This is a genomic window from Terasakiispira papahanaumokuakeensis, from assembly GCF_001709345.1.
GTDB lineage: Bacteria > Pseudomonadota > Gammaproteobacteria > Pseudomonadales > Halomonadaceae > Terasakiispira > Terasakiispira papahanaumokuakeensis.
Map to the genome: position 1 here is coordinate 240,797 of NZ_MDTQ01000001.1, position 14,283 is coordinate 255,079.

The 14,283-nt window shown below is 51.0% G+C and carries 10 protein-coding genes; 4 read left to right on the top strand and 6 right to left on the bottom strand.

The window, feature by feature from the left end:
* Positions 1 to 18 precede the first annotated feature (18 nt).
* Positions 19 to 597, bottom strand: coding sequence for an HAD family hydrolase (locus BFW38_RS01055; protein ID WP_068996721.1), 579 nt, complete (start codon positions 595 to 597; stop codon positions 19 to 21).
* Positions 598 to 995: 398 nt separating this feature from the next.
* Between BFW38_RS01055 and BFW38_RS01060 the strand changes: the two genes are divergently transcribed.
* Positions 996 to 1,820 (top strand): hypothetical protein, encoded by an 825-nt coding sequence (locus BFW38_RS01060; protein ID WP_068996722.1) that lies wholly within the window; start codon positions 996 to 998, stop codon positions 1,818 to 1,820.
* 181 nt (positions 1,821 to 2,001) lie between these two features.
* On the opposite strand, the gene BFW38_RS01065 is transcribed toward BFW38_RS01060, so the two are convergent.
* From BFW38_RS01065 to lptF, 3 genes are read right to left on the bottom strand one after another with little or no spacing between them, the layout of a single operon-like run.
* Positions 2,002 to 2,463, bottom strand: a complete 462-nt coding sequence (locus BFW38_RS01065; RefSeq protein ID WP_068996723.1) for an RDD family protein — start codon at positions 2,461 to 2,463, stop codon at positions 2,002 to 2,004.
* Positions 2,464 to 2,484: 21 nt separating this feature from the next.
* On the bottom strand, positions 2,485 to 3,561 hold the full coding sequence (lptG, locus tag BFW38_RS01070; protein ID WP_068996724.1) for an LPS export ABC transporter permease LptG: 1,077 nt from the start codon (positions 3,559 to 3,561) through the stop codon (positions 2,485 to 2,487).
* On the bottom strand, positions 3,558 to 4,667 hold the full coding sequence (gene lptF, locus BFW38_RS01075; RefSeq protein WP_084004377.1) for an LPS export ABC transporter permease LptF: 1,110 nt from the start codon (positions 4,665 to 4,667) through the stop codon (positions 3,558 to 3,560). Before lptF ends, lptG begins: the two co-directional genes overlap by 4 nt.
* A 203-nt stretch (positions 4,668 to 4,870) precedes the next feature.
* Here lptF and BFW38_RS01080 point away from each other — a divergent pair, with 203 nt between their 5' ends.
* Both BFW38_RS01080 and BFW38_RS01085 read left to right on the top strand, forming a co-directional pair.
* Positions 4,871 to 6,388, top strand: coding sequence for a leucyl aminopeptidase (locus BFW38_RS01080; protein WP_068996725.1), 1,518 nt, complete (start codon positions 4,871 to 4,873; stop codon positions 6,386 to 6,388).
* 152 nt (positions 6,389 to 6,540) lie between these two features.
* Positions 6,541 to 6,966 carry a DNA polymerase III subunit chi gene (locus BFW38_RS01085; RefSeq protein ID WP_068996726.1) on the top strand — a complete coding sequence of 142 codons (426 nt, stop codon included), beginning with the start codon at positions 6,541 to 6,543 and terminating at the stop codon, positions 6,964 to 6,966.
* Positions 6,967 to 6,993: 27 nt separating this feature from the next.
* On the opposite strand, the gene BFW38_RS01090 is transcribed toward BFW38_RS01085, so the two are convergent.
* Positions 6,994 to 8,073 carry an HD domain-containing phosphohydrolase gene (locus BFW38_RS01090; RefSeq protein WP_068996727.1) on the bottom strand — a complete coding sequence of 360 codons (1,080 nt, stop codon included), beginning with the start codon at positions 8,071 to 8,073 and terminating at the stop codon, positions 6,994 to 6,996.
* On the bottom strand, positions 8,021 to 10,939 hold the full coding sequence (locus BFW38_RS01095) for a sensor histidine kinase (protein WP_068996728.1): 2,919 nt from the start codon (positions 10,937 to 10,939) through the stop codon (positions 8,021 to 8,023). The genes BFW38_RS01090 and BFW38_RS01095 overlap by 53 nt, the downstream gene beginning before the upstream one ends.
* A gap of 429 nt (positions 10,940 to 11,368) precedes the next feature.
* Here BFW38_RS01095 and BFW38_RS01100 point away from each other — a divergent pair, with 429 nt between their 5' ends.
* A complete protein-coding gene (locus BFW38_RS01100; protein ID WP_069000122.1) occupies positions 11,369 to 14,224 on the top strand; it encodes a valine--tRNA ligase in 2,856 nt (951 codons plus the stop codon).
* The last annotated feature ends 59 nt before the right edge of the window (positions 14,225 to 14,283 follow it).

A 14,283-nucleotide genomic window follows, 5' to 3' on the forward strand; every position in this document is an offset into this window, starting at 1 on the left:
ATCGGACAAAAGTGAATATCAGGCTTCCATTTTGTGGAGAAGATCGGGGAGTTGATCAATGACCCAGTCAGCAAGATGGCTGAATTGATGATTTTTCCCATAGCGGTATAAGCATGCAATGGCCCCCGCATTGTGTGCGGTTTCCAAGTCATAAATAAAATCGCCCACATAAACCAGTTGATTCACCGGGTGCTCAAAATGTTGAGCAATGCGATGCAACCCTTCCGGATCCGGTTTGGGTGCACAATCTTCTCGTGTCAGCATCAAGTCCGCACTCAGGCCGAGCCGACTTAAGCTGAGTGTCGCTGCTTCTCGTGTGTTTCGGGTCAAAATGACAATCGGATGAGCCTGCTGCTGTAAAGCTGAGACCAGTTGTTGCGCCCCTGGCATCCAACAGGCTTGTGCTGCTCCGGCCATTTCATATTGATGAATCACTGCGGCGGCCTGTTGGGCTTCCCGTGGGGGCAAAGTGGTCATGTGCTCTAGTAATCCGATGCGATCGGGAAATCCCAATGCCTGACGTATGGCCTGAAAGTCGAGTTGTGAATCCACCAGGGTGCCGTCTAAATCAAAGCTGACCAACCAGGGTGAGGTCATAACGATGTCCTTATGTGATTGAAAGGTGTCGGTTGTGGTTGATTGTGCTTGATAAGAGTCGGTGCAGGCGAATTGTACGATTCATATAAGACTCACTCGAAATCAATAGACATACCGCATGCAGCAGTTGCATTAGCAGGTCTCTAGCCGCTATTGTTAATAGGCTGTGGAGGTTAAACACTGTTGTTTGACTGACCCTCAATTTTAGATTCTCTATCTTTTAGACCCACTATCTTAGATCGATTACTTTAGATCGATCATTTAGACCCACGGAGATGCCGCCATGATGCGCACTATTATGATTACGATGACCCCTACGATGATTAAACGAATTAAACCCATGATCGCTGTGAATTCTTCGCCGTCTTGTGTTTTCTCTCATCTGGAGTCCTCCTACCATGGCCTTGTCCGTCGCTACAGTTGATGCTGATCTGAGTACTGCTCAGGTTTTAGCTTTTGATGTTGAGTCTTATCTGGACCCCGTTGATGAGGGTCTTGCTCGCCTCCCCCTGAAATATCTTCATGATGCTGCGCTCGATACCTGTCCTCGATTATCTCATTATCGACAGGATTGGCTGGATCACCTGACTTTTGAAACCCCTTTTCTTGTCAGTCATGAATTTCATGACCGTATTTGGCGTTATCGTGTTCGTCATGATCAGCCCTGGTCCGGTGCGGGCACTCAGTTAAAACGCCTTTTTCAACACTCTCATTTATTGCAGCTGCCTCAGCGAGAAGGTCGTTATTTGGCCCCTTTGGCAGAGCGTTGGCTTTATGTGCCGCATCGTGCGGGGCAAACGTTTACTTTATCAGCCCACTGGCAGCCAGGGGCTTTGTATGGATATCGTGCCTTGAAAGAAGTTTGTCATTGGTTGCAAGGATTACAGGCTGAACAGCCTGCGGAGGTCTCTGATGCTCATTGGGTGGCGGCACCGTTGGAAAGTCTTCCTTTGACGCTGGCACCCGTGGTAAACGTTGAGCAAGTGTTTCGGCGCTGGCGTCGTTTAGCGTTACAAACCGGTGAGCGGCCATTAGTTGAATTAGATTGGATTCACTTACGCCATGGCCAGGTGCAAGCGGGGATGGGCTGCTTGTTTGATCATCCTGACTGGGCTAACTTGCGCGATCGGGTCAATCAGTCTGCCTGGGCGCAAGGGGATTGGCTGTTGTTGTCGCGACGAGATATTGAACAGACCTTGTCGCGGTTATTAACAGTTGTTTAATTGACAGTCGTTTAATCGACTCTCAGGCTAACTCTCGGCCGCGATTGATTAACGATAGCCACTGTTTGGCCATACGAAGCCCAGGCGACATCCGGTCGCCTGGGCTTTTTGATGGGCGCTGTCATCACACAGTCACGTGTCGGCGTTGATTCTGCTGTTGTTCGGTTTGGTTAATCGTTGTTCAGTTCGTCTGTTTTTTATGTTTTTGGGCAGGAATGACCATGATCCGTGTACCCGAAAGTAAGTCGGGCCAGGCGCGTTTTTCTGGATCCCAGAGTAGCCAAAAAAAGCCTAACCCTAAGCAAGCCCAGGCCGCCAATCCCCCCACCAAACGTAGCACGGTTTGTCGAAAGTTAATGGGTTGGGCCTGATCGGTTTGCACTCTTAGACGCCATGCCTGCATGCCCAGTGTCTGTCCGTTTTTGCGCCAGAAAAAAGCAAAAAATAAGCTAATACTCATCCAGATTACGGCGCTAAAAGCGGGATGTTGGACCGCCTCGCCATGGTTGAGCAGAACGCCTATACCGGAAATGACCATGGCCAAAGCAATAATCAGTAGGCCATCGTAAATCATGGCGCCTAGGCGGCGTAACAGGCCTGCGGGGTAAACATCATCGGCCTGTGGGAATTGGTGCACTGCCATTACTTAATTCTCCTGCGCTCTTTAGCCTGCCCGGCGGATAAGATGAAGTGCCCAGAGTATACATAGACCACTGGGAAGTAATACTGACAGGGCTGGGGTGAATCCCCATAAAAGTGTGGCCGGACCGAGCAAATCTTGTGCAAACTTCAACAGTAGGCCGATAACGATCCCGTGAAAAATACGGGTGCTCGCTGGAATGCTGCGCATTGAGCCAAAGGTAAACGAAGCACCTAGCAAGACGACGCTGAATATCGTGATGGGCAATAGTGTTTTACGCCAGAAGGCGAGCCAGTAATAGCCGCTATCGAGCCCCTTCTCATCCAAATAGTGCGCGTAGCGCCAAAGTGTCGGCGCTGAGAGATCGGGCGGATCGTAAGCTTGAAGTGCTATGAATTCAGGCGCGACGGGCAAAGATAAGGTAGCCTGATCAAGGTCATGGCTGATAATTTTGTCGTCACTGAGTACAAGGTCATGGGCCTTCTGAAGACGCCATTGCTGTTGGTCATCCAACGTCGCTTTGGGGGCCGTGATCATCCGGATGAGGTCCCATTGATCATCCAATTGATAAACGGTGATACCCAGTAGAATACCGTCATCTCGGGCGACGTTGATACGGATGAAATTGTGTTCGTCTCTCAGCCATAAATCCTGAGTGACATTATGGGCGCTCGCCTCTTGTCCATTCATCTTTTCCCAACGCCATGTCTCCGCAAACTGAATCGTGTTAAACATGAAGACTTCGCTAAAAATCATCAGCACAATCAAAAGACCGGCGATCGGCCGCATGGCCAATGAAATAAGGCGTGGGATAGAGAGCCCGGAAGCGCGCATCACGGTGAGTTCACTGGTGGCGGCTAGGCCACCTAAACCCACCAGGGTCCCGATTAATACAGCAATGGGGAAAAAGAGATATAAGCGCTCGGGTAGGCGCATCCCCATATAGAGTAAAACATCCACGAAGCGGTATTGGCTGGAAATATCGCCCAAGCTATCAATGATGGTGAAAGTCAAATCCAGCCCGAGAATCACAACCAGACTGGCGAGTGTGGCTTTGAGCACGGCTGAAGAGAGATAGCGGCTTAAATGAGAGGTCTTCATCTGCGCACCCCTCCTGCGCGAAAGACGCCTCTTCGCCAGCACATCAGTAGGCCAATCACGGTGAATAGGCCATGTAGAATCCACAACCCAGGCATTAAGGGCCAGCCGCCATCATTAATCACTTTTTGTAATGACAGCATGCCAAATAAGAAAACCAGCAGCATCATGACGACGGGTAAGAGGGCGCCAAAGCGTCCTTGGCGTGGGGCGACTTGGCTCATGGGGAGTGCAATCAGCATCATCACTGGCAACATCAAGGGAAGTGCTAGGCGCCATTGAAGCTGCGCTTTAGCCGCTAAATCATCGCGTTTGAGTAGGTTGCGAGTGCTGAGCATCTCCGCTTCATCCGGTACGCTGGGGGGCGTGAAGACGGCGATTCGCTGGGCGAACTGGTCAAAGGTGAGTGCTTCAACCGCTTGCCCTTGTGCCGGCAGGATATAACGGTGTCCTTGCTGTAATACCAGAAACCGGCTGAGTGTTTGCGGGGCCACCTGTTGAGTGCCTTTTTTTGCCAAGATCAGCGTATTGCGCCCTTGCTCGTCTACCGAAGCGATCAATACATGCTCCAGCTGTGTTTTATCGTCACTTAACGCTTGTGCATAAATGCCTTGCTGGCCTAAGTGGGTAAATCGTCCAGGGGTGAGCAATTCAAAACTGGAGCGTTGTTTTTGGGTTTGGATGACTTCTTCACTTAACGCTTGCGTGTAGGGCGTAATATAAAGTGAACACATGCTGGCGAGTAAAGCCATGGCCAGCGAGAGCACCATGACACCGCTTAATAGTTGACGTTGGCCGACTCCGCTGGATTGAATGACCGCCATCTCGTTTTCCATATACAAGCGGCTAAAGGTCAGCATGACGCCGAGGATGAAACTCAAAGGGAGAATCAATTGAATGGCATATGGCATGTACAGGAGCGTCAATTGCCCGAGCACATTCAGACCTATTTCGCCTTCTGCGGCATTATTCAAATAACGGGCAAAACGGCTGCCTGTAATAATCAGGAGCAGCACGCCGCCGATAGTCAGCGTTGAAAGCAGGATTTCACGTGCGATATAACGATACAGTATCAAGGGCATCCCCAGCTGCAATGCAAAACGGGCCACGATTCCTTACACTGACCCAGGACCGGCGGTGAGGGTAACGGCAGGGGATTATCCTATATTCCATGCTTGAATATCCATGCCGTCGACTCGATCTTAATCATGAGTATTCTGATTGCAGTGATTTTCTTGCTCTGCAGCTTCTTTCATTTTACAGGTGCCGGGCTTTGAAGCCGGCTTCTCTGTCATTGCCATGTGGAGTTCCTATGGAGTTTAAGCTCTTATCTCAATCACCCGCGAACCAAAGTACGGCGTGTCTGGTGATCCCGGTTGGCCAGGATGGCCAATTAACCGCTGTGGGTGAGCAGGTTGATAAAGCCACTGAATCCCTTGTGCGCCAGACCTTAGACCGGGGAGATTTCAAGGGCAAGCTGGGGCAGACTTTTTTACTGCCTTTTGCCCCAGGCCTCAAAGCCGAGCGTCTATTGCTGGTGGGCTATGGTGATGCAGACAAGTTGACTGAATCACGGTTCCGTAAAATGGTTCAAGCGTCTGCCTCTGCGTTACTGGCCCTTAACATTCACGACGCCTTGGTTACGCTGGCAGATACGCCTGTTTTAGAGCGTGCGGTTGATTGGCGGATTCGCTTAATCAGTGAGACTTTCCTGACCAGTCGTTATCGCTTTACTGAGTTCAAAAGCCAGCCCGAGCCCGAGCCTGGCTTGACCGAGGTCGCATTATGGCTGCCTGCTGGTGAAGATGAAGCGATTGTCGCCCAAGGGTTGGCGATTGGTGAGGCGATTGGTTCAGGACGTAATTTTACCCGCACCTTAGCGGATCGACCCGCTAATCTCTGTACGCCACGCCATTTGGCCGATGTCGCCGCCGAACTGGTTGAGGGCGATGACCGTTTCAAGCTGACGGTTCTAGATGAAGCGCAAATGGCTGAACTAGGAATGAATTCTCTGCTGGCGGTAGGCCAAGGCAGTGATGAACCCTCACGATTGGTGGTGATTGAGTATCGTGGCGCCGATGACCCTGAGGCCGCACCTCATGCTCTGGTGGGTAAGGGCATTACGTTTGACTCCGGCGGGATCAGTCTGAAGCCTGGCGCGGGTATGGATGAAATGAAGTACGACATGGGCGGGGCCGCTTCCGTATTAGGCACTTGTGCGGCAGTGAAAGCCTTGGCGCCCAAAATCAACTTGGTGGCGGTATTAGCGTGCGCTGAGAATATGCCTTCCGGTCGAGCCAATAAGCCGGGTGATATTTTGAAGACCATGTCCGGCAAGACGGTTGAAGTTCTGAATACTGATGCGGAAGGACGCTTGGTCTTGTGTGATGCGTTGACTTATGTCGAGCGATATCAGCCGACCACGGTGGTCGATATTGCCACGCTCACCGGTGCTTGTATTATGGCATTGGGCCATCATGCAACAGGCTTATTGGCGAATGATGATGACTTGGCGCTGTCTCTGCTGGAAGCCGGTGAAATGGCTGAAGATCGTGCCTGGCATTTACCGCTATGGGAAGAATTCCAAGAGCAGTTGGACTCTAACTTTGCGGATATGCAAAACATTGGTGGGCGTCCGGCGGGGACCATTACGGCGGGCTGCTTTTTGTCTCGCTTTGCTGAAAACTTTACTTGGGCACACTTGGATATCGCTGGAACGGCTTGGGTGTCTGGGAAGGCTAAAGGCGCAACTGGGCGTCCGGTAGGTTTGCTGACCCAGCATCTGCTTGACCGGGCTCAGGAAGAGAATACGGCCGAAGAGAAAGCCTAGTCTTATGCCCCCGTAGCGCTTGCATGGCCTTCGGGGGTGTTGCCCTAGTCGCAAGTTAGTTCTCGTCAGGCTTTAAGCCCCAGTGATGCGTTGCTGGGGCTTCTTGATGGCCTTATCAACTTTGTCGTTCCCGTCAGGAATTGATGCGACTCATGACACAAATTGATTTTTATACGTTAGCCGATGAGCAAGAAGCCGCCCGGCTGGACTTTGCTTGTCGCTTGATTGAAACCATCTGGCGCAAAGGGCATCAGCTCTATGTGTTCGTCGATGATGACGTGGCAGTCGCCCACTTGGATGAATTACTTTGGGCCTTTCGTGCGGATAGCTTTGTGCCTCATGCCCGGCTGGATAGCCAAGTTCAGGCACCTATTCATGTTGGGTGTGACGAAGCCGGTGGTACACATCATGATGTGCTGGTGAATTTGGCGGCCCAGATTCCAGCTTGTTTTTCACGCTTTGAGCGCGTCACTGAGATCATCACTGCCGATGAGCAGGTGTTGCAGAATAAGCGTGAGGCTTGGCGTTTCTATCGACAACGCGGCTACCCGCTCAAACATCATGATATGCGGCGCTAAGCGCTAATGCTGACTCTGAATGCTTATTTAATGCTTATGTTTTTGATGTTTGAATTCTTTCTGCTTGAATGAGGCAATTTGCGGCTCTATCTCCAGAAAGCAAGCTGTGAGAGAGGGGTCAAAGTGACTGCCGCTTTCGGTGTGGATGAGCTGACAAGCATCTTCACGCGTCCAGGCTTTTTTATAAGGGCGTGGGGATGTCAGAGCATCATAAACATCACAGAGCGCGACGATACGCGCGGATAGTGGAATCTCTTCACCTTTGATCTGCTGCGGGTAACCGCTGCCATCCCACTTTTCATGGTGATGCAATGCAATTTCTGCGGCCATTTCAATGACAGGAGCATGCTGCTCAACTGACAGAATGGCATGACCAATTTGTACATGGGCGCGCATGGACTCGAGTTCTTCTTCAGTTAATCTCCCGGGCTTCAGTAGAATTTGATCAGGCACGCCAATTTTGCCGACATCATGCATGGGGGCGGCGAGTCGAATACGTTCGACGTATTCAGCGGGTTGGCCAATATGTTGCGCCAGCAAGGCAGCGCTTTCGCCGATGCGCATGACGTGAGCACCGGTATCATCGTCACGATATTCTGCTGCCGCGCTGAGTGCATTAATAATGGCGTTGCGCGAGTGCTCTAATAAATGCGTTCTTTCTTTGACCTCTTGCTCCAGTTGCCGCCGATGTTGTTGAAGCTGTCGAAAGCTGAAACTGGCTTGAAGGTTATTACGAACGCGCAACAACAGTTCAAGGTGGTCAAACGGCTTGCTAATAAAATCACGCGCGCCTGCGGCTAATGCTTGATGCCGGGTTTCGGTATCTTGAAGGGCCGTTAGCGCAATCACCGGCGGGTTTTCTAGCGAAGGAAGTCCAATGGCTTGCATGAATGCAAATCCATTCATTCCCGGCATATTGATATCCAATAACACCAGATCAAAAGGCGCTTGCTGATGCATTGATAAGGCCTCTTGGGGCGACTCCTGCAAGGTGATATCGGTTAATCCTGCTCCCTTTAAAATTGCACTCATTAAGCGCAGGTTGGTTGCAATGTCATCCACCACGAGAATACGGCTGGCTGTCAGATGAGGTGGAATGACGATCATAAGCAACTCCCGACAAATCAGAGATAAAAGTGTCCATTTCGGCAGCGGTTATGGGTAGATGAAGGCGTGGCAGTAATGCTAACAGTGGATCATTGGGGCCTTCATCGAGCCTTATACAGCCGGTTTGGGTGATCAGCTGATGCCAGTCTTCCGTGATGGGGAAGGGGAGCAACTGTGTTTCGATCATTAATAATGGGGGTGCTCCCTGTTGACTCATGGCTTCTATTAATTCGAGGCCATCTTCAGGGTGATCACAGACCAATAAAATATAGCCCAAGGTTTGAGCGGCTGCTTGAAGTTGGTTGATGGTGTTATGGTCTTGAGTGATCGCCAGCCAAGTGTCTGTGCTCCAATGGCTATGTTCATCTGAGGTCTGAGGCGTTTGGCTTAAAGGTAAGGTAAACCAGAAATGAGCCCCTTGCCCCTCCTCACTGTCGAGCCCGATGTCTCCTCCCATACTCAATACCAGTTCATGACATAAGCTGAGCCCGATACCGCTACCTGGAATCGGGCTATGCTCCATCCCCAGGCGATTAAAAGGCGTAAATAGCTCGGCTTGGCGAGCGCGGGGAATACCTGTGCCGTTGTCTTTGACTTCAATACGAACCCAGCGCTCTTCGGGGATTAACGAGACCGCCACATGACCACCTGGCCAGTTGTATTTAATCGCGTTAGAAATCAAATTGTGCAAGATCTGTCTGAGTCGCGTCGCATCCGCTCTGACGAGCAATGAGTCTATGTGGGGGCATGAGGTGAGCTGGCATTCAATTTGATGCGCTTGGGCGATGACCTGCATTTGGTTGACCACACTTTTGACCAATGCGATCAGGTCTATGGGGGTGAGTTGAAGCCTCAGTGTGTTGTTGTGTGCCTGAGGTTGATCCAGCAAGTCATTGATTAAGGCATTCAGATGTTGGCCCGCAACCAGCACTTCTTTGACTTGGTGTAGGTGCTGCCCGGTTAATTCCTGCGAGAGAAGCTGGCTAAACCCTATGATGCTATTTAAGGGTGTTTTGAGTTCATGGTTCATCCGCGCCATGAATTCGGCCTTTGCTTGATTGGCTTCTTCGGCCACTTTTACGGCTATTTCAAGCGCTTCTTGTTGGCGCTTCAGTAGGCTGATATCGACATCCGTACCCATCAATTCGACAGGCTGGTGACGTAGATCTCGTTGATTGGTTTTGCCTTGAGTCATGACCCAAAACCACTGCCCATGAGCATCTTTAAGCCGGTAGTCGCAGATAAACTGCTCGATCCTGCCGCTGCGAATCTGCTGGCGCAAGTGGTCCAGTCGGGCTTGGTCTTCTGGATGGATCAAAGGATTTAAATCTTCCCAGTGAGTGAGCTCATCTGGTGTCAGCCCTAATCTATGCGCAAAGCCCGGGCTGCACTGATAGCGATCGTGGACTAAGTCGATGTGCCAAATGTTTTCTGTTGTCGTTTCTAACACTTGCTGTAAACGAAGATGCTGCTGTTCGGCGGCCGCAGCACTTTGGGCCAATAAGTGCCCCATCCGTTGTACCGCTTGGCCCGCTTGTTGTATTTCAAAAATAGGGCTCTGGAGGACAGGCTGTTGATATTGCCCGGCACCGATTAGGCCGAGTTGATCATGTAACTGATGAAGCGGGGAGGCGATGTTATTGGCGATGACACGACTATGGCGCCAGATATAACCCAAAAAACCGATATAGAAGAGAAGCAAACCGGTAATCATGACATAGCCCAGCTGCTGGTATGAGGCATAGAGCTGATCTGTGCTGGCATAAAGGTTTTGATCTTTGGCCAGGGTGAGCAGTTGCCATTGGGTATGGGGTATTTGTGCCCAGGCCACGGTAAAGGCCTGTTGGTTTAAAGTGATATGAAGCGCACCATTCTCTGGGGCGTTTTGAATGGCCTCCATTAAATTCTGTTTCATGTGTTGGTGATGGCCCGCCTCATGAGTCTTTAACAACACATTCTTGTTTAACGTTGAGCGGGTCGGCAGGTTTGGCGTAGAGGGAGCGTTTAAATCCAGCCGTCCCTGTGGGGGCACGGCTAATAAATTGCCATTTGAGTCCATTAACGCGGCATAGCCGGACCAGGGCACTTTAAGTTGCTCTATGTGCTCAACCAGTGTTTCTGCGGAGATATCAATGCCTACAACGCCACTCATTGGAGCGTTGGGCTCAAGGTAAATTGGGGCGACGAGTGAAATTGTCCAGCCTTGTCCTGCCGGGTCCAGGTAGGTTTCGGTCCAGATGGTTTGACGTTCAGGGTTGTGAGTGGGGTCGGCTTGGTAGTAAAAGTTGAATGCTGTGATATCCACTTGATCAGGGTATTGCTGGTGCGTATCCATCCAGGGATAAATACGGTGATAGTTGTCTGCGGTATTGAAGTAAAGCGCGGTAATCCATGGATTTAATGCATAGAAATCCTGCATCAGCGGGTCTAGCTTGGCCATATGGAGAGCCATTCGGTGATCTTGTTGGCTGAGCGGTGTTCGGGCTGAATAAAAGGCCGCTGCTCCGCCTTGGTCGCGGTCGGTATAAAACACACCATTTTCAGTGGTGCGGTACCGTTGCGCTTCTTCTGAGTGAAGAATTGAAGCCTCGATGGGCGTATTTAAAATTCGCTGGGTATCGCGCTGTAATACCGTCAGGGTTTGTTCCAAGTGATTTAACTCTTGCTGAACAATCAAAGCCTCACGCTGGGCACTGTGTTTTAAGGTGTACTCTGCCTCCGAATGGGTTTGTGCCATGCTGTCTTGCTGCATCATGGATTGTGTCAAAAAATAAACGGTCACGAGCACCGCCTCTACCAGCATCAGGGGTAGCAAGGCATTGCGAATGAAGCCGCGGTACATCCATTGACGGGCTGATAACAACACAGATCGACTCCCTCGGGTTGTGCACGAGGAATCAACTCAGCCTATGAGGCTGACGGTTTTGAGATCCCTCTTTTTAGATATAGTGAATTTTTCGCGACTTTTCTGTGTTTAATGAATCATGGTGCTGTGCTGGGGGCGACGGCGAGGCGGTGTTTTTACTTGGACAAAATCGCTATACTGTTACGCCTTTCTTGATCGCTTGATGTTGATGCTGATCACGCGGAGCAGGTGGGCGCTTTAGCACGCGGTATACACGTTCTGTGCGGTGCTACGTTCATGCGTAGTGATCAGCATAAGCTTGGCGGATATCAGTTCAGCATTCCCCTTATTTTTTGATTAGCGGTTCGGGCTTATTACATAGTCCCGCCCGGTCTCAACGATGGCATAGACGGCATGGATAAAACTTCACAGACATCTGAGCAAAATTCCCTGGATAAGACCTACCAACCGGCTGATATTGAACGACGCTGGGCGCCGCATTGGGAGGCTCAGGGTTATTTTCGTCCTTCTGGCCAGGGCCCTTCATTCAGCCAGATGATCCCCCCCCCGAATGTGACCGGTAGTCTGCATATGGGGCATGCATTCCAGGATACGATTATGGATATCCTGACGCGTTGGCATCGTATGAAAGGGCATAACACCCTTTGGCAAGTGGGCACCGATCATGCCGGTATTGCGACTCAGATGTTGGTTGAGCGCAAGCTGGAGGCCGAAGAAGGTAAAACGCGCCATGATCTTGGGCGTGAAGCTTTTCTCGATAAAGTCTGGGAATGGAAAGCTGAATCGGGCGGCAATATTACCCGTCAATTGCGTCGCTTGGGGGCCTCTGTTGATTGGGAGCGTGAACGCTTTACGATGGATGACGGCTTTTATAAAGCGGTCCAGCAGGTCTTCATTCGGCTGTATGACGATGGCTTGATTTATCGCGGTAAGCGTTTGGTCAATTGGGACCCTAAACTGCACACGGCTATTTCTGACTTGGAAGTTGAAAACAAGGATCAGCAGGGCCAGTTTTGGCACTTTCGTTACCCGCTGGCCGATGGTCTGAAAACACGTGATGGCCAAGATCATTTGGTGGTGGCGACGACTCGCCCGGAAACACTGCTGGGTGATACTTGTGTCGCCGTTAACCCTGATGATGAGCGATATGCTGATTTGGTCGGTCAGCATGTGATCCTGCCTTTGGTTGGGCGCCGCTTGGAAATTGTCGCGGATGAACACGCCGACATGGAGAAAGGCTCTGGCTGCGTCAAGATCACGCCGGCTCATGATTTTAATGACTATGAGGTTGGTAAGCGGCATCAGCAGCCGCTGATTAATGTCATGAGCTTGAGTGCAGCGATTTTGGATCAAGCCCAAGCCTTTGATCTGAAAGGTCAGCCGTTGAGCGGTATCGATACATCTATTCCAGAAGCGTATCGTGGATTGGACCGCTATGAAGCGCGTCGTTTGATTGTGGCGGATATGGAGGCGGCTGGCTTGCTGGAGCAGGTTGAGCCGATCAGTAATACCTTGCCTTATGGCGACCGCTCCGGAGTGGTGATTGAACCGTTATTAACGGATCAGTGGTTTGTCCGTATTCAGCCTTTAGCTGAGCCGGCGATTCAGGCTGTTGAGGCTGGGGATATCCGGTTTGTCCCTAAACAATATGAAAATATGTATTTCGCCTGGATGCGCGACATTCAGGATTGGTGTATTTCTCGCCAGCTTTGGTGGGGCCACCGTATTCCCGCTTGGTATGACGATCAAGGGAATGTCTATGTGGGGAGTGACGAGGCCGATGTCCGCGCCAAATATGGGTTAGCCGATGATCTGACCCTGAATCAGGACGAAGATGTATTGGATACCTGGTTCAGTTCTGGCTTGTGGACGTTCGGCACTTTGGGTTGGCCCGAATCCACCGAAGCGCTGAAAGCCTTTCACCCAACCAATGTCTTGGTGACCGGGTTTGACATCATTTTCTTCTGGGTCGCCCGGATGATTATGCTGACGCTGCACTTTATGAAAGATGAGCAGGGCAAACCTCAGGTGCCTTTCCGGGATGTCTATGTGACCGGCCTGATTCGTGATGAGCAAGGCCAGAAAATGTCTAAATCCAAGGGTAATGTGTTGGATCCGCTGGACATGGTGGACGGTATCAGCCTTGAGGATCTGTTGGCTAAACGCACCGGCAACATGATGCAGCCACAGATGGCGGAAAAAATTGCCAAGCGGACACAGAAAGCTTTCCCCGACGGGATTGCCGCACATGGTACCGATGCACTTCGCTTTACGCTGGCGGCGCTGGCTTCCACTGGGCGTGATATCAACTGGGATATGAAGCGTCTGGAAGGGTATCGTAATTTCTGTAACAAGCTATGGAATGCCGCGCGTTACGTGCTCTCTAATGCCGAAGGCGAGGATTGTGGCCAGCATGGTGGTGAGGTCGAGCTGACACTGGCGGATCGTTGGATTATCAGTCGTTTGCAGCAAACTGAGCAAAGTGTCACTCAACATCTGGAGCAATATCGCTTCGATCTGGCGGCCAATACCCTGTATGAGTTCATTTGGAATGAATACTGTGATTGGTATTTAGAATTGTCTAAGCCTGTCCTTTGGGATGAAAATGCGAGTGCGGCACGTTTGCGAGGCACACGTCAGACGCTTGTCCGAGTATTGGAAGTGACCTTACGTTTGGCTCACCCCATTATGCCGTTTATCACTGAAGAAATTTGGCAGCGCGTGGCGCCGTTGGCGGGCTTAGCGGGCGAAACGATTATGTTGCAGCCTTGGCCTCAAGCCGATCAATCACGTATTGATGCTGCGGCAGAGCAAGATATTGAATGGGTGAAAGGCATCATTGTGGCGATCCGTAATCTGCGTGCGGAGATGAATATTGCCCCCGGAAAACCTCTGCCGATTCTGCTTTATAAAGGGCATTCTGAAGACCTGCGTCGATTGAATGACAATCGTGTGTTCTTGCAGAAGCTAGCCAAGTTGGAGTCTGTGACTTGGGTTGAGCATGAAGCTGACTTGCCGATGAGCGCCATGCAGCTGGTGGGTGAGATGGAAGTTCGTCTCCCCATGGCCGGTTTTATCGACAAAGAAGCAGAAATTACACGCCTGAGCAAAGAGGTCGATCGTCTGGGGCAAGATATTAAGCGCACTGAAGGCAAGCTCAGTAACGAGGCCTTTGTGAGTAAGGCGCCTGAAGCGGTTGTCCAGAAGGAGCAAACCAAATTAGCTGAGGCGCGCCAGGCTCAAGCGACACTGCAAGAGCAAATTGAGCAGCTCAAAGCACTGTAATGAGGATGCTGCTGGTGACCACTTGTTCAGCGAGTGGTTTCCAGCATGAACCCCTGTGT

What these genes read in the sequence shown, in the direction of transcription:
- BFW38_RS01080 (WP_068996725.1), top strand. Translation starts at nt 4,871, where the DNA reads ATGGAGTTTAAGCTCTTATCTCAATCACCCGCGAACCAAAGTACGGCG.
- BFW38_RS01060 (WP_068996722.1), top strand. Translation starts at nt 996, where the DNA reads ATGGCCTTGTCCGTCGCTACAGTTGATGCTGATCTGAGTACTGCTCAG.
- lptG (WP_068996724.1), bottom strand. Translation starts at nt 3,561, where the DNA reads ATGAAGACCTCTCATTTAAGCCGCTATCTCTCTTCAGCCGTGCTCAAA.
- BFW38_RS01065 (WP_068996723.1), bottom strand. Translation starts at nt 2,463, where the DNA reads ATGGCAGTGCACCAATTCCCACAGGCCGATGATGTTTACCCCGCAGGC.
- BFW38_RS01090 (WP_068996727.1), bottom strand. Translation starts at nt 8,073, where the DNA reads ATGATCGTCATTCCACCTCATCTGACAGCCAGCCGTATTCTCGTGGTG.
- BFW38_RS01055 (WP_068996721.1), bottom strand. Translation starts at nt 597, where the DNA reads ATGACCTCACCCTGGTTGGTCAGCTTTGATTTAGACGGCACCCTGGTG.
- BFW38_RS01085 (WP_068996726.1), top strand. Translation starts at nt 6,541, where the DNA reads ATGACACAAATTGATTTTTATACGTTAGCCGATGAGCAAGAAGCCGCC.